The organism is Kocuria salsicia, assembly GCF_007681555.1.
Taxonomy (GTDB): domain Bacteria; phylum Actinomycetota; class Actinomycetes; order Actinomycetales; family Micrococcaceae; genus Kocuria; species Kocuria salsicia.
On sequence record NZ_VELE01000004.1, the window covers coordinates 77,614 to 95,761 of the forward strand.

13 protein-coding genes and 1 other annotated feature are annotated in these 18,148 nt (G+C 67.6%); of the genes, 5 read left to right on the forward strand and 8 right to left on the reverse strand.

The annotated features are described in order from the left end of the window. Window positions 1-40 precede the first annotated feature (40 nt). Entirely contained in the window at window positions 41-1,144 is a 1,104-nt protein-coding gene (locus tag FS770_RS08260) for a type I restriction endonuclease (RefSeq protein ID WP_145011090.1), read from the reverse strand. Window positions 1,145-1,464: 320 nt separating this feature from the next. Between FS770_RS08260 and FS770_RS08265 the strand changes: the two genes are divergently transcribed. The 3 genes from FS770_RS08265 (at window position 1,465) to FS770_RS08275 (ending at window position 5,290) form a co-directional block, all read left to right on the forward strand. Next, window positions 1,465-2,616, forward strand: coding sequence for a DUF808 domain-containing protein (locus tag FS770_RS08265; RefSeq protein ID WP_145011093.1), 1,152 nt, complete (start codon window positions 1,465-1,467; stop codon window positions 2,614-2,616). Between the two features lie 51 nt (window positions 2,617-2,667). Then, entirely contained in the window at window positions 2,668-3,567 is a 900-nt protein-coding gene (locus FS770_RS08270) for an arylamine N-acetyltransferase family protein (RefSeq protein ID WP_145011096.1), read from the forward strand. Window positions 3,568-3,778: 211 nt separating this feature from the next. After that, on the forward strand, window positions 3,779-5,290 hold the full coding sequence (locus FS770_RS08275) for an LGFP repeat-containing protein (RefSeq protein ID WP_244944832.1): 1,512 nt from the start codon (window positions 3,779-3,781) through the stop codon (window positions 5,288-5,290). Between the two features lie 131 nt (window positions 5,291-5,421). Here the strand turns inward: FS770_RS08275 and FS770_RS08280 are convergent, their stop codons facing one another. From FS770_RS08280 to hisC, 3 genes are read right to left on the reverse strand one after another with little or no spacing between them, the layout of a single operon-like run. Beyond that, window positions 5,422-7,119 carry a thiamine pyrophosphate-dependent enzyme gene (locus FS770_RS08280; protein WP_145011098.1) on the reverse strand — a complete coding sequence of 566 codons (1,698 nt, stop codon included), beginning with the start codon at window positions 7,117-7,119 and terminating at the stop codon, window positions 5,422-5,424. Between the two features lie 12 nt (window positions 7,120-7,131). After that, a complete protein-coding gene (locus tag FS770_RS08285; protein WP_145011101.1) occupies window positions 7,132-8,574 on the reverse strand; it encodes an amino acid permease in 1,443 nt (480 codons plus the stop codon). A 6-nt stretch (window positions 8,575-8,580) separates the two neighbouring features. Continuing rightward, window positions 8,581-9,750 carry a histidinol-phosphate transaminase gene (gene hisC, locus FS770_RS08290; RefSeq protein WP_145011104.1) on the reverse strand — a complete coding sequence of 390 codons (1,170 nt, stop codon included), beginning with the start codon at window positions 9,748-9,750 and terminating at the stop codon, window positions 8,581-8,583. 165 nt (window positions 9,751-9,915) lie between these two features. Between hisC and FS770_RS08295 the strand changes: the two genes are divergently transcribed. Further along, window positions 9,916-10,404: an Lrp/AsnC family transcriptional regulator gene (locus FS770_RS08295; RefSeq protein ID WP_145011107.1), complete on the forward strand. Its 489-nt coding sequence runs from the start codon at window positions 9,916-9,918 to the stop codon at window positions 10,402-10,404. Window positions 10,405-11,019: 615 nt separating this feature from the next. Here FS770_RS08295 and FS770_RS08300 read toward each other — a convergent pair. Further along, a protein-coding gene (locus FS770_RS08300; protein WP_145011110.1) for an IS3 family transposase occupies window positions 11,020-12,254 on the reverse strand; the annotation gives its coding sequence in 2 pieces (ribosomal slippage) (window positions 11,020-11,972 and window positions 11,972-12,254; 1,236 coding nt in all). Beyond that, window positions 11,877-11,973 (reverse strand) — a sequence feature (AL1L pseudoknot). It overlaps the preceding gene by 97 nt. Window positions 12,255-12,328: 74 nt before the next feature. Here FS770_RS08300 and FS770_RS08305 point away from each other — a divergent pair. Continuing rightward, entirely contained in the window at window positions 12,329-12,598 is a 270-nt protein-coding gene (locus FS770_RS08305) for an LLM class oxidoreductase (protein WP_186366733.1), read from the forward strand. Window positions 12,599-12,692: 94 nt separating this feature from the next. Here FS770_RS08305 and FS770_RS08310 read toward each other — a convergent pair whose 3' ends face one another. The 3 genes from FS770_RS08310 to nirD all read right to left on the reverse strand — a co-directional run bounded on the left by FS770_RS08310 (window position 12,693) and on the right by nirD (window position 18,148). Then, window positions 12,693-15,095 (reverse strand): uroporphyrinogen-III synthase, encoded by a 2,403-nt coding sequence (locus FS770_RS08310; RefSeq protein ID WP_145011113.1) that lies wholly within the window; start codon window positions 15,093-15,095, stop codon window positions 12,693-12,695. Further along, entirely contained in the window at window positions 15,092-17,674 is a 2,583-nt protein-coding gene (gene nirB / locus FS770_RS08315; RefSeq protein ID WP_144943450.1) for a nitrite reductase large subunit NirB, read from the reverse strand. Before nirB ends, FS770_RS08310 begins: the two co-directional genes overlap by 4 nt. A gap of 102 nt (window positions 17,675-17,776) precedes the next feature. After that, the gene (gene nirD, locus FS770_RS08320) at window positions 17,777-18,148 is read right to left on the reverse strand and encodes a nitrite reductase small subunit NirD (RefSeq protein ID WP_085108719.1); all 372 of its coding nucleotides are present in this window, start codon (window positions 18,146-18,148) and stop codon (window positions 17,777-17,779) included.

The following is an 18,148-nucleotide window of genomic DNA, read 5'->3' on the forward strand; positions in this document are numbered from 1 at the left end:
CCCCGCGCTCTGCGGAGAGGGAACGCTTTCCGGCCGAGAGTCAGGACAGGAGGCGATCCACAGTGGCGCGGAGTGTGTCGCTGAGGCCGTAGATCTGCTCAGGAGCATCCACCGCGTGGCGGGTCTCGGCTTTGTTCTCGTCGAGGATGCCCACGTATTTCTGATTGCGGTTGAAGTGCAGCCGAGCGATCGTCTTGCGGTTGTTGTCGTCCAGGAGGATGGCGCAGTAGCTCTTGGCATCCCGGTACGAGACGCGAGAGATGTCCACCTGGTTGCACACGATCGCTCGCACAATGTTGAAGGCCGTGAGTTCTTCGGCGGTGGTGATGATCCCGTCTTCGCTCTCCTGCAGGTCCTTCTCCGCCTCGGGCTGACTGGTGAGTTCCACCGCTGCGTCGTCGTCCTGGGGGAAGACCGGCGCAACGGAGCTGGCCCCGAGCGCGGTCGTCAGGCGGTTGTTGACCTGCTCGTTGAGGAACTGCTGCGAGGCCTTGACGACCAACGGGGTGAACTGGTCGCGGGTCTTCTGGGTGAACGAGCCTTCGTAGACCCGGTTCGTGAAGAACCTGATCCAGTCGACGGAGGGGTCCCGGAACTCCGCGGCGATTGCCCGCTTGATCTCCCCCACGTACTTCAATTCGCCAGCCGCATTGATGATGGAGTCGAGGTCGAACTCGGTCTTGCTGAGTTTCTGCAGCTCCGGGATCACTGTGGTGTCGATGTCGAGCAGGTCCAGGACCAGGAAGGGCTTCGCGTCCATGCGGTTGGGAGCGTCGAGATCCGTGTAGAAGTGGTACTTCGCTCCGTTGGTGAGGATCGCGATGCGGGCGTTTGTCACCGCGAAGTACCGGTACAGCTGGGAGGCGTGCTCCAGGGAGAGGGGGGCACCTACGTGCTTGCACTCGATGAGCATCTGGATCTGCCCGTCCTGGACGATCGCATAGTCAATCTTCTCGCCCTTCTTCACCCCCACGTCAGCGGTGAACTCAGGAACCACCTCGGACGGATCGAAGACGTCGTAGCCGAGGATCGTGGAGATGAAGGGCATGACGAAGGCGTTCTTGGTCGCTTCCTCCGTTTCCAGGGACGCCTTTTGCTGCGCGACCTTGTTGGCCAGAGCCGACAGACGTTCGGTGAAATCCATGGGGACCTCCGTGGGGCTGTTGGGTGAGTTTGTTTCACCGGGACCGCGGGCTTGGAGCACCGGGGCGGGGTCTCTGCAAAATTAAACCCACCATACTGATCGCCAAAGCAAATTCGCGCGGACGCGCCCGTGGCGCGAGGGCGGGGACTTCCTGGTGGCGGTGCTGGAGGTGGCCAGGGGGTGAGCGGGGAGCCGGACGAACGGGGCAGTCCTCGGCCGCGCGCCCTGGGAACCACGACCGCGAGCCACTGATCGTCCTCTGCACCCTCTAGTCTTGTCCCGAACACATCCTTGGTGGACGACCTGGAAGAGGGAAGCGGATGGCCGCTGGACTGGCCGCACTGCTGGACGACATCGCGGCACTGGCGAAGCTGACGGCGGCGAGCCTGGACGACGTCGCCGGGGCCACCGGGCGGGCGAGCGCGAAGGCCGCGGGCGTCGTCGTCGACGACACCGCCGTGGCACCCCGGTTCGTGGAGGGCGTGAGCCCCAAACGCGAGCTGCCGATCATCAAGAAGATCACGATCGGCTCGCTGCGCAACAAGCTGCTCGTCATCCTGCCCGTGGCCCTGCTGCTGAGCCAGTTCGCGCCGTGGTTGCTCACGCCGCTGCTCATGCTCGGCGGGACATATCTCTGCTTTGAGGGTGCAGAGAAGGTCATCGAGCGCTTCTCCCCCAACAAGCACGCAGAGGAAGAGCCGGCGGCGAACCGCGGCCCGGACGCCGAGAAGAAGATCGTCTCCGGCGCCGTCCGCACGGACCTCATCCTCAGCTCGGAGATCATGGTCATCTCCCTGAACGAGGTCTCCCACGAGCCGCTGCTCTCCCGCACCCTGATCCTCGTTGCGGTGGCCATCTTCATCACGATCCTCGTCTACGGGGTGGTGGCGGTGATCGTGAAGATGGACGACATCGGGCTGGCGCTCGCGAAGAAGGACTCCGAGGGGGCTCAGAAGTTCGGCCGCGGACTGGTCAAGGCCATGCCTGCGGTGCTGCAGGTCATCTCCGTGGTGGGCGTCTTCGCCATGCTGTGGGTAGGCGGGCACATCATCCTCACGGGCATGAACGATCTCGGCTTCACGCCCGTCTACGACTGGGTGCACCACCTCGGAGAGTCCGTCCACCACGTGGCGGGCGTGGGTCCGGCGCTCGCGTGGATCGTGGAGACGTTCTTCGCGCTGGTGCTCGGGGTCATCTGGGGCTGCGTGATCGTGGGTATCGTCCATGTGCTGTCGTTCGGGAAGAAGCACGGGGAAGGCGCGGACGACGACGCCGCGGCCCAGGACGGTGACGCGGCCGCAGCTGAGCGCGCGGCGTCGCCGGCAGGCACGGTTGCCGACACCTCGGATCGCAGCACGCCGGACGACGGTGCCCCGGGCGGTGACGTTTCGGACCGCGGCACCCCGGAGTCACGGGCCCCGGGGGCCGGGAGCGCCGAGGGCGGCTCGACCGCGGCGGACCGTACCGACTGAGCACCGTCCGCCTTTGACGCGTCGCCACGCCCGTCGACACGGAGGGACCGCATGACTCACGCGACCGCCCAGGAGTGGCAGATCGACGCCGTGGACGTGCCGGCCTACCTGGCCGCGCTGGGGGTCGAGCCCGCGTCGCCGAGCCTGGACCTGCTTGAACATCTGCACCGCGCCCACGTGTCCACCTTTCCGTTCAGCAACGTGGAGGTGCTGCTGGGTGAGCACCCGGGCGTGGAGCCGGCCACCGTGTTCGACCAGGTCGTGGTGCGCCGCCGCGGCGGGTACTGCTTCGAGCACTCGCAGCTCTTCTCCGCAGCACTGCAGACGCTCGGCTTCACGGTGCGCCGCGCGCTGGGCCGGGTCCGTTCGCTGCAGAGTGCGCGCACCCACATGACGGTCCTCGTGGACCTCGACGACGCCCGGTACCTGTGCGATCCCGGGTTCTGCTTCAGCATCACCGGCCCCATTGCCCTCGACGACGGCGCTCGCCGCGTGGAGGGGGACCGTACCTTCTCCGTGGGCCGGGTCCCGGACGAGGGCTGGCCGCTGTTTTCCCTCAACCGTGACGGGGAGATGGAGCACGTGCTGGACGAGTCCACGGTGCACCCGGCAGACGTCCGGATGGGCCACCTGATGACCTCCACCGGCGAGGACTCCGTCTTCCGCCAGCACCTCATGGTCATGCGCCACACCCCGCAGGGGCACGTGACCGTCACCGAGGGCGGGGTGACCGTGCGGTGGCCGGGGCAGCGGAGGTCGCACGAGGAACTCGGGGTGGACCGGGTGGTCGGCCTCGTACGGGAGCTGGACGTGAGGGTCTCGGACGCGGAGGCGGAGGAGCTCGCCCGGATCGTGGCGGGCCTGCGAAGCCGACCGGGCGCGGTGACACTGCATCGTCGGCACCCCGGCCCGCGCCGTCGTGCCCATTCAGCTGCACAGTCCGAGGAGTAGGCAAGCCCGCCGGGAGGCCGCTCTGGAGGGCAGTTCCACTCCTCAGATTCAGGGTGCTGCCCGGAGGGTCTCCGTGCGCGCGGTGCCCTCGACTGGAATGATCGGGCTCTGGCCAGGCATTCCTCCCCCGCATGCGCGGCCACTGCCGTGCCCGGAACCGAGCTGACCGGGCGCGGGACAACTGCACATCCCCCCTCAGAAAGCACCCCCCATGCATTTCTCACGTCATCTCGCCGTGCCCGCGGCGGCCCTCGTCCTGAGTGCCGCGACGGCTCTCGTCCCCGTTCTGATCGGCCCCGCACTGATGAGCCCTGCAACGGCGGGCACCGCCCCGAGCACTACCGCCCACCTGGGCACCCTCCAGAAGGGCGCCGCCCAGACCAGCACCGCCCAGGCGAGGGCCGTGCAGACGGGTGCCTCGGCGTCGTCGGCCAGCATGCTGCAGGCAACGGCCCCCAGAGCAGCGGCGCTGCCCACCACCGGCTACCACCGCTCCTTCACCGGCGCGGGGAAGACCTCCACGTATCACGTCTATGCGGACGGCCTCGACCGTTCCAAGGCCGTGGGAGTGCTGTACTACCTGGGTGGCGACTACACCAGCGTCAAGGAGACCTGGGTCCACAACCCCGGGGGCACGCACCTCACGGCCATGGCGGCGGAGGCCCGGAAGAAGAACATGGTCCTGGTGGTTCCGATCTCCCCGGACACGGACACGTCCGGCAACGGCGTGACCTGGTGGGAGGAGGCCGACGGCAACGGCGACTGGTTCCGCGCCCTCCAGGCCGGTCTCACGTCGAACTACGGTCTGGACGCCTCCCGCACCTGGTTGGCCGGCTACTCGGGCGGGGCGGAGTTCCTCACCTACGAGCTGCTCGCGGACCGACAGGGCTGGCTCCAGGGTGGCGGTGCCACGATCATCGGCGGGGGCGGGTCCGACGGCATGCAGACCGCGCCGAGCGCCGCCGTCCGTTCGCTGTCGCTGACCTGGTTCGTCGGGTCGAAGGACGTGGCGGGCAGCACCACCCCGGCCACGTGGTCCGCGTCCGCCACCGCGGCCCAGGGCAGGCAGCGCTACGCCCGGGACGGTTTCACCCGTACCCGCCTGACCACGCTGCCGGGGCTCAGCCACGACGACTACGACATCGTGGGCCTGATCTCGAAGGGTCTGGCGACGCTGCCGCCCGCCCCGGCGACGTCGTCCCCCTCCTCCCTGCTGCGCGGCGCCATCCGGGCGGACTACCTTGCCACCGGCGGGGCCGCGACGTACGGCCAGCCCACCTCGGCGGAGAAGCCCACGGGGGTGCACGGCGGCGTGTACCAGGGTTTCACGAAGAACTGCACCTACTACTGGAGCCCGCAGACGGGAGCGCATCCGGTGCGGTGGGGCACGGGCATCGGCAACGCCTACCGCGCCGCAGACCTGGAGCGCGGGTGGGGGTACCCGGTGATCGCCGAACGGGCCCTCGCCAACGGCGCGTACCAGGACTTCCACCGGGGCACCGCGCGTTTCCGGGCAATCTACTCCCCGCGCACGGGCACCCACGCGGTGAAACTCAGTGGCGGCATCGGGACCGCGTGGCAGAAGGCCGGTCACGAGCACGGCTGGGGCTTCCCCACCACGGAGGAGTACGCCGTGAACGGGGGCGTGGCGCAGAAGTTCTCGAACGGGTGGGTGGCCACCTGGCACCGAGCCACCGGGAAGGTGACGGTGGCGAAGGGCTGAGCGAGCTCCGTCGTCGCCCGCCGGGACCGCTCCGCGACCCGCGGCAGAATCTCAGGCGCGACATGCCCACCGGGACCGTCTCCCAACGGGCATGTCGCGCCTCAGATGTGCGAGGGGGGACGACGCCACCCTCAGTCCCGCTCCGGCTCCGCCGTCCTCGCCCGGCTCGCCGGCATGATGAAGCACCATGGACTCTGCTCGAGCGAGAGCGGCATGGGGACCGTGATGACCGTGGGGCGCTTCGCGGCGACCGCCTCGGCCATCGCGGAGCGCAGCTCCTCCGGGGTGGTGGCACGCAGTCCGAGTGCCCCGAAGGACTCGGCCATCGCCACGAAGTCCGGGTTGCGCAGCTCGGTGCCGGAGCCGTGGCCGTAGATGCGCACCTGGTCCGCCTGCACGTTGCCGAACGCGCCGTTGTCGAAGACCACGGTGATCACGTTGAGCCCGTACTGCACCGCGGTGGCGAGCTCCTGCACGCCGTACATGAACCCGCCGTCACCGGTCACGGAGACCACCACGCTGTCCCGGTGCGCGGCCTGCACGCCCAGCGCGGTGGGGAAGCCGTAGCCCAGATTGCCCTGGTAGCCGCACGTGATGAAGTGCCGCGGGTCGTAGACGTCCAGCGCGAAGTAAGAGGCGAAGCCGATCTGCGAGACCTCCTCCACGAAGTACCCGTCCCGGGGAAGGACCTCCCGGATGGCCGCGAGGTAGTCGGCGTGGGGCTTCAGCTCGGCAATCTCACGCCGCGCCTTCTCCTTGATCCCCGCCAGCTCCTCGTGCCGCGAGGGCCGCTGCGGAGCGTCCTGCAGGGCGGCGAGCAGCTGGTCCACCACCAGGCGCGAGTCGCCGGTGAGCCCCACGGTCGGTTCGAGCCGTTCCTGCTGGGCCGGGTCGATGTCCACGTTCACGGTCACCAGGCCCTCGGGCGTGTCCGGCCACCGGAACCACACGAGCTCCTGCCGCGTGCCCACCGCGAGCAGCACGTCCGTGTCCGCCCAGCGCTCGAACCCCGCCGCGCTGGAGAACCCCAGCGGGTGGTCGTCCGGAACGATCCCGCGGCCCCCGCGCAGGGACACCACCGGCGCCTGCAGCGTCTCCGCCAGCGCCAGGATGCCCTCCCGCGCGTGCCGGGCGCCGCTGCCCACCATGATCATGGGATTGCGCGCACCGGCCAGCGCCTGCGCGGCGCGTGCCACGGCGTCGTCGTCCGCTCCGTGCGGCCGCGTGGGCTCGAGCTCCACCGGCGGCATGGACGCCTTCCGGGTGAGCACGTCCCACGGGATGGCGACGACGGACGGTCCGGGCCGCCCGCCCGTCGCCTGGGCGAAGGCCTCGGCGACGGCGCCGGGAACCTCCGCGGGGTCCGTCACCGTGGTCGCCCACTTGGTGAACGAGGACACCGTGGCCTGCTGGTCCGGCATCTCGTGCAGGTGGCCCATCCCGCGGCCCATGTAGTCGGTGGGGATCTCGCTCGTCACGCACACGGTAGGCGTGCTCGTGGCCAGCGAGGTCAGCATCCCCGCGCTCGCGTTGAGGACGCCCGGCCCCGGAACCACGCTGAACACTCCGGGCCGTCCCGTGGACTGGGCGTACCCCAGCGCCATGTACGCGCAGGCCTGCTCGTGGCGGGCACCGATCACCTCGATGCCCGGTTCCCTGCGCAGGGACTCGAACAGCTCGTAGGTCTGGACCCCGGGGATGCCGAAGACGGTGTCCACACCGCGCGCGCGCAGCCCGGCCACCGCGGCCTGCCCGGCCGTGAGGACCGGGGGCTGCGCGGCGTCGGCGTACGTGGAAGCGGGTGCTGAAGGGGCGGAGGTGGTGCTCATGCGGGTTCTCCCCTACTCGTCGAGGTTCGCGTGGACCGCGGCGGGCTGGGTGGTGCGCCGAGTCACGAACACGCCGGTCACGGCGATCAGGGTCGTGGCGGCCACCGTGAGCAGCAGCTGCGTGCGGGCCGCGGGGTCGAACAGCGCAACTACCACGATCACCGCCAGCAGCGCGACCGTCAGGTAGGACAGGAACGGGAACAGCGGCATGCGGTAGGTGCTCGCCCGCTCACCGGGGTTCTCCCGCTCGCGCCGGTGCCGCAGCGTGATCTGGGAGGCCGCCACGGAGATCCAGATGATGATGATCGTGGAGCCCACGATGGACAGCAGCGTGTCCAGGACCTTGCCGGGGAAGACCGCTTCCAGGATGCTCGCCACGAACCCGAACGAGACCGTGAGCAGCACGGCCCGGCGCGGCACGCTGTTGCGGGCGGTGCGCTTGATCGCGGCGGGGGCGTAGTCACGCTGGGCGAGTGAGTGCATCATGCGCGACGCAGCATAGATGTTGGCATTCAGCGCGCTGAGCAGGGCGAACACGGCGATCAGCGCCATGATGTCGCCCGCGGCGGGCAGGCCCGCCACGTTGAGGACCGCAGCGAACGGACCTTCGGGCGGATCCGCCTGGGAGGGCTTGAGCACCGCCACGATGATGAACACCGAGCCGATGTAGAACAGGCAGATCCGCCACGCCACGGTACGGATGGCGGTGGCCACGCTGCGCTGCGGATCGGCCGTCTCGCCGGCCGCGATTGCCACGATCTCGGTGCCGCCGAACGCGAAGATCACGATCAGCAGACCGGCACCCACACCGGCCACACCGGTGGGCGCGAAGTCCGCGAAGTTGGAGAGGCCACCCTCGTGGCCCGGGACCACGCCGATCAGCATGAGCACACCGACCACCAGGAACGCGAGGATCACACCCACCTTGATGAACGCGAACCAGAACTCGAACTCGCCGTACTTGCTCACCGCGAACATGTTGATGGTGGTGAACAGGGTCATGAACACGAGGCTCAGCAGCCACGTGGGTGGAACGGTGACGTCCCCCATGGTGTTCTTGAGGATGCCCGTGAGGATCGTGGCGGCACCGTTGGCCTCGGCGGCGGTCACCACGGCGAGCTGCACCCAGTACAGCCAGCCCACGGTGTAGCCCGCCACGGGGCCGAACGCGTTCTGCGCGTGCGCGGAGAACGCACCGGTGGTGGGGTTCGCGGCGGAGAGCTCGCCGATCATCCACATCACGAGGATGACCAGCGCACCAGCCACGATGTAGGAGACCAGGATGGCCGGGCCGGCCACGGCCACACCCTTGCCGCTGCCGAGGAACAGGCCCGCGCCGATCGCGCCGCCCAGGCCCATCATGGTGAGCTGGCGGGGCTTGAGCCCGCGGACCGTCGAGGTGGACTCCAGGGGGATCTGGGCGGAGGTCTTCCGGGGTGCGCGCTGCGCGTTCATCGCGGATCAGCCCCCGTTCCGTGTGTTCGAGGTGCCCGGGGTGCCCGCAGAGTCCGCGGTGCTCGACGTGCCGCAGACCAGGCCGAGGACCTCTTGCGCCGCCACGAGGAAGGCCTGGTTGCCGGCGGGTGAGCCGATGCTCACACGGATGCCCTCGTCCCCGAATGCGCGCACGATCACGCCGTGGCGGGAGAAGACCTCCTCTGCGTCCTGCGTCTTCGCGCCGGTGCGCAGCCACACGAAGTTCGCCTGCGACTCGGGGACGTCCCAGCCCTGCTCGGTGAGCCTGCTGTGGACGTGGTCGCGCTGCTCGACGAGCGCGGTGATGCGCTCCTCGATCTCGCTCTCCGCCGCGAGGCTCGCCAGGGCGGCCTGCTGGGCGAGGTTGGTCACGCCGAACGGAATGGCGACGGCGCGCAGTGCCGCGCTCAGGTGAGCCGGGGCGATTGCGTAGCCGATCCGCAGCCCCGCGAGACCGTAGGCCTTGGAGAAGGTGTGCAGCACCACCACGTTCGGGTACTCGCGGAAGAAGTCGATGCCGCGGGCGGCGTCCGGGTCCACGTTGAAGTGCACGTAGGCCTCGTCCACCACCACGAGGACGTTGCTGGGAACCTGCGCCATGAACTCGCGCAGCTCGTCCGTGCCCACGGAGGTGCCCGTGGGGTTGTTGGGCGTGCACACGAGCACCACCTTGGTGCGCTCCGTGATGGCGGCGGCCATCGCGGGGAGGTCGTGCCGCTCGTTCTCGTCCAGGGGGACCTTCACGGCCGTGGCACCGGCGAGGCCCGCCAGGATGGGGTACGCCTCGAAGGAGCGCCACGCGAAGACGACCTCGTCGCCCTCCTCGCACACGGCGCGGATGATCTGGGAGGCCACCTCCACGGACCCGCTGCCGAAGCTGACGGACGACGGTTCCACGCCCCAGCGGTTCGCCACGGCCTGGGTGACCGCCTGGCAGGTCATGTCCGGGTAGAGGTTCATCTCCGGGGACACCTGGTTCACGGCGTCCAGCACGGACGGCAGCGGCGGGTACGGGTTCTCGTTGGACGAGAGCTTGTACTGGACGACGTCGGACGCGGCGGCGGACTTCCCCGGCTTGTAGGGGGGAAGTGAACGCAGCGCCGCCCGCAGGGTGACGGCGGACTGGGCCGAATCCTCGGGGTGCTGAGTTGTCACGGATGGCTCCTTCACGGCATTGTGGTCGGAGTCACAGTGGCACAGGACTCCTGGGCTGACAACCAGTCATCCGAAACTCGAGCACACTGCTCACTCTTCGCCGGTCTACCGGTGAGTCGCTGTACAGATTGTCATGCTTTTCAGGTCGGACCACGAGGAGCCCGAATGAAGATCGATGACCTGGACGTGCGTATCGTCGAGCTCTTCAGTCGCGAGGACGGAATCGGAGTGCTGGCCGCGTCCCGTGAACTGGGGGTCGCGCGGCCCACGGTGCAGTCCCGCCTGGACAAGCTCAGGGCGGCGGGGGTGATCGAGTCGAGCGGCCCGCTGCTGAACCCGGCGGAGTTCGGCTACCCGGTGATGGCGATCGTCTCGATCGAGATCGCCCAGGGCGTGGGGCACATCGCCGTGGGCACGGCGCTGAAGGAGATCCCGGAGATCGTGGAGATGTACACCGTCTCGGGGGACCACGACGTCATGGTGCGCGTGGTCGCGAAGTCCAACGACGACCTTCAGCGCGTGCTCGACGCCGTGGCCGTGACCGGCGCGGTGAACAGGACCCGCAGTGTCGTCGTGCTGCAGACCCACTTCCAGAACCGGCTGCTGCCGCTGTTCGCGCGGGTGGGCGGAGCGGGCGACGTCATGGGGGAGTGAACCGCGGCGGCGGGACCGGCTCCGGACATGAGAAGATCCCGCCCGACCTTCCGGTCGAACGGGATCTCTCTGCGGTGGGAGGTTCACGAAACCCGTAGGCAAGCGGATCCAGGCGCCTGCTTGGCGGCTGTTGTACAGGCATCGTGCCCGATTTTGTACACCTTCAGTCGGGAGAGGCAGCCCCCTCGCGAGTGACCAGGCCTCCGGATGGCGCCTTTGGTGACGTCAGCTTAAAACTGGGTCATGGGTCTCGTCGGCGGCTGAAGCAAACCTGAGCTGTTCAGTGCGTGCCATAGAGTCTCTTTCATGGACGTGTATCTATACGCCGACGAGACCGGCAATTTGGATTATGGCGGGGCAACGAAGCAAGGGGCCTCGCCCTACTTTGGGTTCGGGACAGCCGTGTTCATCGGGGATCATGGAGTCGCACTGATGAGGGGCATGAGGCTCCGAACACACGTGTCGTCCAAGGGGATACGTCTTGCGCGTGGGTTCCATGCGGTGGATGACTCGAATGAAACGCGAGGCGAGGTTTTTCCCCTTGTCGCTGGGCTGGCACCTCGGATCGACACCACGTTCTTGGCCAAGTGAAGCGCCCTGGGTTTCGTTCCGAGGTCAGGGCACCGCGGGCGAGGTCACCTCGAGGTCAGTGTAAGCAGCCTCGACCTCGACCGGGGTCCGGTACCCCAGTCGTTCGTGGAGCCGAGCCGTGTTCCACCAGTGGACCCAGTCCAACGTCGCGATCTCCACCGCAGTAGCCGAGGGCCAGACGCGCTTGGAGTAGATGATCTCGGTCTTATAGAGACCATTGACCGTTTCTGCCAGGGCATTGTCGTAAGAATCCCCGACCGTACCGACCGAAGCAGTCACACCTGCAGCAATCAGCGCATCCGAGTAGGCCAGCGACACATATTGAGACCCTCGATCCGAGTGATGCGTCAAGCCAGAAGAATCCCGACGGGCACCAGTCGTCAATAATGCCTGTTCCAGAGCCAGAAGCGGCAGGCGATCTGTGTGCAGCGTTGAAGCGACCGACCAGCCGACGATCTTGCGGGTGCAGACATCCGTGATGAATGCGACATAGCAGAACCCCGACACGAGACGCACATAGGTGATGTCGGCGACCCAGAGCTCATGCGGAGCCGCGGCCGTGAAGTCGCGCTGGACCAGGTCCGGGCGATGATCATCTGCCTGGGCTGGAGGGGTGGTGTTGGGCTTGCGGCCCCGGCGGACCCCGTGCAGCCCGGCGCTACGCATCAAACGAGCGACCTGATCGCGGCCCAGGTCCCAGCCTGCTCGGCGCATCGCATGCCACATCTTCCGCGCCCCGTAGACACCATAGTTCTGCGCATGGACGCGCTGTATTTCCGGGATCAATGATTGATCACGCAGAGCACGAGCTGAGGACGGTCGAGTCTTCGCAGCCCGGTAGGCACGAGAGGTGATGAACCCACATTCTGTTTCGCGCATCACGCGGCAGATGGCCTCGACCCCGAAATCGTCGCGGTTCATGTCGATGAACCGGATCATCTCGTCGTGGGGCGGTCGAGTTCCGCTGCGAAAAAAGCCGAGGCCTTTTTCAGGATCTCATTGGCGCGGCGGGCTTCGGCGAGTTCTCGACGCAGCCTGCGATTCTCTTCGCCCAGGCTCTCGTCAGTGGCGGGTGCCGGTGTCGCCTTGCTTGCTGTGATGGCTTGGTTGCACCAGGCGCGCAGGGTCTCGGGGCCACAGCCCAGCGACTCGGCCACGACTCGGATGGAGGCCGCGCGTGGTCCGCCCTCGGTGGCTTGGCGGTCGAAGACCATCCGCACGGCGCGTTCGCGGAACTCGGGGGTGAACTTCTTGGGCATGATCCGATTCTCCTTCAGGAAGCTCGGAACCAAACCCAGGGCGCTTCAAACTCTCTCTGCCCGAAGCGTGGGCCATGTCCGAATCGCGCCTCACGGGAGCTTTTCCGCCGCTCGAGCCGACGACGTCGCTACCGGATTCCCTGACGCAACGGCAGCAACGCAACGTGGCCAAGGCATTGGCCCCCGTGATCGCGGGGACCGAGGACCAGGTTTTGAGCGCAATCAGTGAATTGCTCGTGCGTACCGGCGCGGACGAGATCATGAGCACCGCCTCGACCTTCGACACGACCGCGTTGTACACCTCTGATGCGCGGCTGGCCGCCGCCGTCGCCGCCACCTTGTGAGCGCCCAGACCTCACACCGGGACCTCCCAACGAAAGGACCGCAAGCGTGGAAGCGGGCGCCAAGGACGCAACCACGGCCACGGCCCCCGCTGTGTCACAGGCTCACGTTGGCCCGGAATCCCATCTTGGGGACCGTAAGGATCAGTTTGGGTTCCCCGGTGAGTTTTCGGATCCGGGATATGGCCATGTCGATGGCGTGGTCGCTGGGCGCCGCGGGCACTTCACGGCGGATGGACTGGCGAGTCACCAAGTCCCCTGCGGCCTGCATCACCACGCGTGTGATGTTGGCCAGGTGGGAGGGCAGTTCCACGCGGCGTTCCCCGCACAGCAGATGCGCGCCGCGCAGGGTGACCTGTCCGAACGGCGTGTGCGGCAGGTCCACGGTCTGTCTTTCCAGGTGGGTGGTCAGTGCCCGCACCAGGGACCCCATGCGGGGGCGGTCCGGGATCAGCGGTGTGATTCCCGCCCGCTGCAACGGCTCCGCGGTTACGTGCCCCACGGCCACGCTGAGCGCACGGTGACGCAGTGCTTCGAGCAATGGCTCCATGGTCCCTTCCTTCTGGGCGCGTTCGAATAGTGCTTCCACCGCGGGGGCGGAGGTGAAGGTCACGGCGTTGACGTGTTCCTTGATGATTGCCAGCATCAGCTGGGAGACTGCGGCCACATCACGGGGCTGTTCCCATCGATAGGGCTGGACTACGGTCAGGCGCGCGCCGGCGCGTTCGAGGCGTTCCACGTGTGCGTGGTCCACGGCCCCGTGTTGTTGGAACACCACGTGTTTGTCGGCCACGCCGCGGCTCAGTGCCAGGTCCACCAGGGAGCTCGTAGAATCCTGCGATGCAACCCCCTGCTCCACGAGCCCGAGGCTCTTGATGGCCCCACGGGCCTTGGCTCCGCGCACGAGGATGTCAGCGCCCTCGAGCGCCGCACACAGTTGGGATCGTGTTCCACCGGCCTCCGCAGCCTCGAACCATCCGCGCACACCGTGCCCCGTGGTGACCAGCAGCACCCCCGGTTTGTCCTCGATCACCTGGGCGGAGGCCTGGTGCAGCGTCTCGTCGTTCTCGGTGGGCACGATGCGCATGGTAGGCGCCTTGAGCACGGTGGCGCCGCGCCGTTCGAAAGCCTCCGCCTGGTCCTCGGCCCGGCGTGAGGCGGTCACAGCGATCACGAAGCCGGTCAGGGAATCCGACGGAGCCACGAGCACCTTCTCGCTCGCCTTGACCGTCGACGACGCCGTCCCAGGTTCCTCCTGAATCCGACCATCGCGAATCCCCCGGCCCGGGATCCCGCCGTCCCGAATTTCGGCTGCGGGTTCCGCGGTGGGCCCGCGTGTGAGCGGAGACTTCAGTGGCTCAGACTCTTCTGAGCGCTCGTTTGAAACTCTCTCGATCAACCGCGCGAGGTCATCGCCCAGTTCGACCACGTGCCCCAGCACGACGATCGCAGGGGAGCTCACTCCCTCGTCGGATACCACACGCGCAATGGAGCGCGCTGCGGATGCAAAGACCCGCTGCCGCTGTGTGGAACCCTTTTCGACCACCGCGGCGGGCAATTCCGGATCCAGGCCGTGCTTCACCAGACCGGCCATGAGCTCGGGCAGGTGCGCCAACCCCATGAGCACCACCAGGGTGCCGCCCACCTTGACCAGGCCTTCCAGCTCGTCGGGAGCGGGCACCTCATGACCGGAGATCACGGTGAAGGAGCGGTTGATGCCGCGGCACGTGACCGGGATACCGGCAGCCGCGGGCACCGCGATACTCGAACTGATCCCGGAGACCACAGTGACCTCGATGCCCTCCCCCTGCAGGGTCCGCCGTTCCTCGGCGCCGCGTCCGAACACGAACGGGTCCCCGCCCTTGAAACGCACCACACACGCCCCGGCGCGGGCGAACTCCACCAGGGCCCGTTCAATCAAGTATTGGGGCATCTTGTGATGGCCGGGGTCCTTACCCACGTTCACCAGCAGGGCTCCCGGGCACAGTTGCTCGAGCACCGCGGTGGGTGCCAGTTTGTCGTAGAGCACCACGTCCGCCCGCATCAGGTGCTGCCGGGCCGCCTCCGTCATCAACTGCGGGTCACCGGGACCACCACCCACCAGGGCCACACCGGGCCTGCCCGAGCGCAGGGTCGAGAACGGTTTGCCGTGCCTCCTGCTCAAGGCACGCCACCGCTTGGTCTCCGCGGCGTCGTCGGCGGCGCACACCACGGCCGCGGCACCGGACGCTGCAGCGTCGGCGTCGAAGTCCGCGGCCTCCGCGCCCACGAAGGTGCAGGCTTCCAACGCGGTGCGCACCGATTCCCGGGCCGGGTCCGCTTTCACACCCAGCCGCCGGGCCACCCTAGCCAGCGCATCCCCGCGGGCACACAGTTGCTCCGCGGTGCCCGCAACGCTCACCCTGGCACCGGCGCGGATCAGCCGGGCGACCTCCAGCGGCGCGGCCGGGCCGGTTCCCACGAGCAGGACCGGACAACCGTTCCAGTCGAAATCACTCATGCACCGATCCCGATGGTCGGCACGGAGATCATCACGCGCTCACCGGCGGTCGCCGGACGCACCTGCCCGCGCTCGGGCACCTGCACGATGGTCTCGTCCGTTGCCTGCGGGTCATTGATGAACGGCGTGAAACGCGCCAGCTTCACCGGGTCGTTGAGGGTTTCGGCCCACTCATCGCGGTAGTCGGCCACTAGATCGCCCATGGCCGATTCCAGTTCGTCGCAGATCCCCAGCGAGTCCTCCAGGATTACCTCGCGGAGATGGTCCATGCCGCCCTCCAAGGACTCGACCCACGGTGCGGTGCGCTGCAGCCGCTCGGCGGAGCGGATGTAATACATGAAGAACCGGTCGATGACCTTGACCAGCATCCTGTCATCGACGTCGCTCACGAGCAGTTCCGCATGCCGGGGGGTGAACCCGCCGTTACCGCCCACGTAGACGTTCCAGCCCTTGTCCGTGGCGATCACCCCCACGTCCTTGCCGCGCGCCTCGGCGCACTCACGGGCGCACCCGGAGACGCCGATCTTGAGCTTGTGCGGGCTACGCAGTCCGCGGTATCGGTTCTCCAAATGCACGGCCATGCCCACGGAATCCTGCACGCCGTAGCGGCACCACGCCGAACCCACGCAGGACTTGACCGCGCGCAGCGACTTTCCGTAGGCCTGACCGGATTCCATGCCCGCGTCGATCAGCCGCTGCCAGATTTGCGGTAACTGCTCCAAGCGCGCGCCCAACAGGTCGATACGCTGAGCACCGGTGATCTTGGTGTAGAGGTTGAACTCCTTGGCCACCTGGGCGATCACCGCGAGCTTCTCGGGGGTGATTTCGCCCCCGGGGATGCGCGGGACCACTGAATACGTGCCGTCTTTCTGCATGTTGGCCAGAGCACGGTCGTTGGTGTCCTGCAGTCCGTCGCGGCCGCCGTCCAACACGTGCTCGTGGAAGGCGGTGGCCAGAATGTTGGCGACAACCGGCTTGCAGATGTCGCAACCGCGGCCTGTCCCGATTTTCTCGATGACTTGGGTGAAGCTCGTCAGGCGGGACAACCTGATGGCCTCGAACAGCTCGGGACGGGACAGTTCGAAGTGCTCGCACAGTCTTTTGGAAATTTCGAGACCGGCGCCTTCCATTTCCTTGGTCATGATCTTGCCGACCAGTCCCACACACGATCCGCACTGCGTCCCGGCCTTGGAACACTTCTTGACCGAGGCCAGGTCGTGGCAGCCCTGACCCACGGCCTGCTTGATCTCGTGCACGGTCACGTTGTTGCACGAACACGCCACCAGATCGTCGGGCATTTCCGCGTCGGGAACGTCGCCACCGCCGGAAAGATAGGCCTTGGGCGCTCCGGGCAGTTGGCGGCCCAGCAGCGCGCGCAGGCTCGCGTACGGTTCCGCGTCCCCCACGAACACCCCGCCCAGCAGGGTCCTGGCGTCGTCGGAAAGGACGAGTTTCTGGTAGACGCCCTCGACCGGGTCGGACATGACCACGTCCAGGGTCCCGCTCTTCCGGGACAGCGAGTCGCCGAAGGAGGCCACGTCCAGGCCGTGGAGCTTGAGCTTGGTGGCGTCGTCGATCTCGGTGAATTCGTCGTCACCGCCGGTCAACTGCGCGGCCACCACCTCGGCCATGGCGTTGGCCGGTGCCACGAGGCCCACGCACGTTCCGTCGAAGCTGGCTACCTCACCGATCGCCCAGATCCCGGGGGTCGCGGTGCGGCACGCGGTGTCGATGGGCACGCCACCGTTGGGCGCGGTCTCCAAACCGGCGTCGCGGGCCAGCTCGTCACGGGGCGTGATGCCAATGGCCCACACCACGAGGTCTGCCTCGATCAGATCCTCGCCCACCGCCACCCCGCCCACGGTGGACGGGTCCGCGGCGGCGGGCAGCACCGCGCTGGGGCGCTGTCCCAGGTGTAATTCGATCCCGCGCTGCTCGATGGCCCGGTTCAGGGTCCGCCCGCCGCCCTCGTCCAGTTGCGAGGACATCAGCCAGTCCCGCGAATGCACCAGATGGGTTTCGAACCCGTACTTGACCAACCCGCCGGCGGCCTCGAGACCCAGCAGTCCGCCGCCGATCACCACGGCCTGGGGCGGCTTCTCGGGGCCGCGGGCGCTACTGAGGGCCTCAACGTTGGCCCGCATCCGATCGACATCGTTCACGGTGCGGTAGACGTAGACTCCGGCCAGGTCATTGCCGGGCAACGGAGGCATGGTGGCGGCCGAACCGGTCGCGAGCACTAATTCGTCGTAGGCTAGTTCCGTCTCACCGTTGACGTGCACGCTCTTGCGCTCCGGGTCGATGCTGTTGACCCACGCATTGGTGACCAGGTGGGTCCGTTCGTTCCACATACCCACGTTGGTGAGGCTCAGATCGTGATCCGGGTCCCAGTGCTTGGCCAAGTTGACGCGGTCGTAGGGAGCCACGCTTTCTTCTCCCAGGACGACGACGTCGCTGCGGTCGCCGCGCCCGCGCAGGGCCGTGACGAAGCGGTGTGCTGCGGGCCCCGCGCCGACCACCACGACCCTGCGTTCAGACACGGAGGTCGGGAGGTCGCGGATGTTGATGAGTTCGGGCATGGGGTTCTCCTAGGAGTTGGAACGTGTCTCCACGGTAGAAATCGAATGTCACCCGGCCGTTGTCACTTTCTTACGGCCGTGTAAATTGCGCCTGCGTCGGACCTAGAAATCCAGGCCGACCTGGATGATTCCGTCGACCACTCGAACGGGGTAGGTCTCCACGGACAGCTCGTCATTGGTCAGGCACTCACCGGTCTCCAGGTTGAAGACCGCCTTGAGCAGGGGCGAGGCAATGGTGGGGACGCCACCGGATTCGCCGACAATCCCGCGGGAGAGCACGGAGGCACCGGTGTCCGGGTCCACGTTGGAGCTCGCGTACAGCCGGTCGTTCCAGGTCCGGTACAGGGCGATGTGGCGGCCCTTGAGCAGGGCGGCCGCGCCGACGTCACGTTCCAGACGGTGTTCTTCGACCACGGGGGTCCAGGTGAGGGTTTCGACGGCGGTGGAGTGGGTCTTGCGAGTCAGAACGGTCAT

What these genes read in the sequence shown, in the direction of transcription:
- FS770_RS08285 (WP_145011101.1), bottom strand. Translation starts at nt 8,574, where the DNA reads ATGAACGCGCAGCGCGCACCCCGGAAGACCTCCGCCCAGATCCCCCTG.
- FS770_RS08310 (WP_145011113.1), bottom strand. Translation starts at nt 15,095, where the DNA reads ATGAGTGATTTCGACTGGAACGGTTGTCCGGTCCTGCTCGTGGGAACC.
- FS770_RS08295 (WP_145011107.1), top strand. Translation starts at nt 9,916, where the DNA reads ATGAAGATCGATGACCTGGACGTGCGTATCGTCGAGCTCTTCAGTCGC.
- FS770_RS08265 (WP_145011093.1), top strand. Translation starts at nt 1,465, where the DNA reads ATGGCCGCTGGACTGGCCGCACTGCTGGACGACATCGCGGCACTGGCG.
- FS770_RS08260 (WP_145011090.1), bottom strand. Translation starts at nt 1,144, where the DNA reads ATGGATTTCACCGAACGTCTGTCGGCTCTGGCCAACAAGGTCGCGCAG.
- FS770_RS08270 (WP_145011096.1), top strand. Translation starts at nt 2,668, where the DNA reads ATGACTCACGCGACCGCCCAGGAGTGGCAGATCGACGCCGTGGACGTG.
- FS770_RS08275 (WP_244944832.1), top strand. Translation starts at nt 3,779, where the DNA reads ATGCATTTCTCACGTCATCTCGCCGTGCCCGCGGCGGCCCTCGTCCTG.
- nirD (WP_085108719.1), bottom strand. Translation starts at nt 18,148, where the DNA reads ATGACCGTTCTGACTCGCAAGACCCACTCCACCGCCGTCGAAACCCTC.
- FS770_RS08280 (WP_145011098.1), bottom strand. Translation starts at nt 7,119, where the DNA reads ATGAGCACCACCTCCGCCCCTTCAGCACCCGCTTCCACGTACGCCGAC.
- nirB (WP_144943450.1), bottom strand. Translation starts at nt 17,674, where the DNA reads ATGCCCGAACTCATCAACATCCGCGACCTCCCGACCTCCGTGTCTGAA.
- FS770_RS08305 (WP_186366733.1), top strand. Translation starts at nt 12,329, where the DNA reads ATGTCCGAATCGCGCCTCACGGGAGCTTTTCCGCCGCTCGAGCCGACG.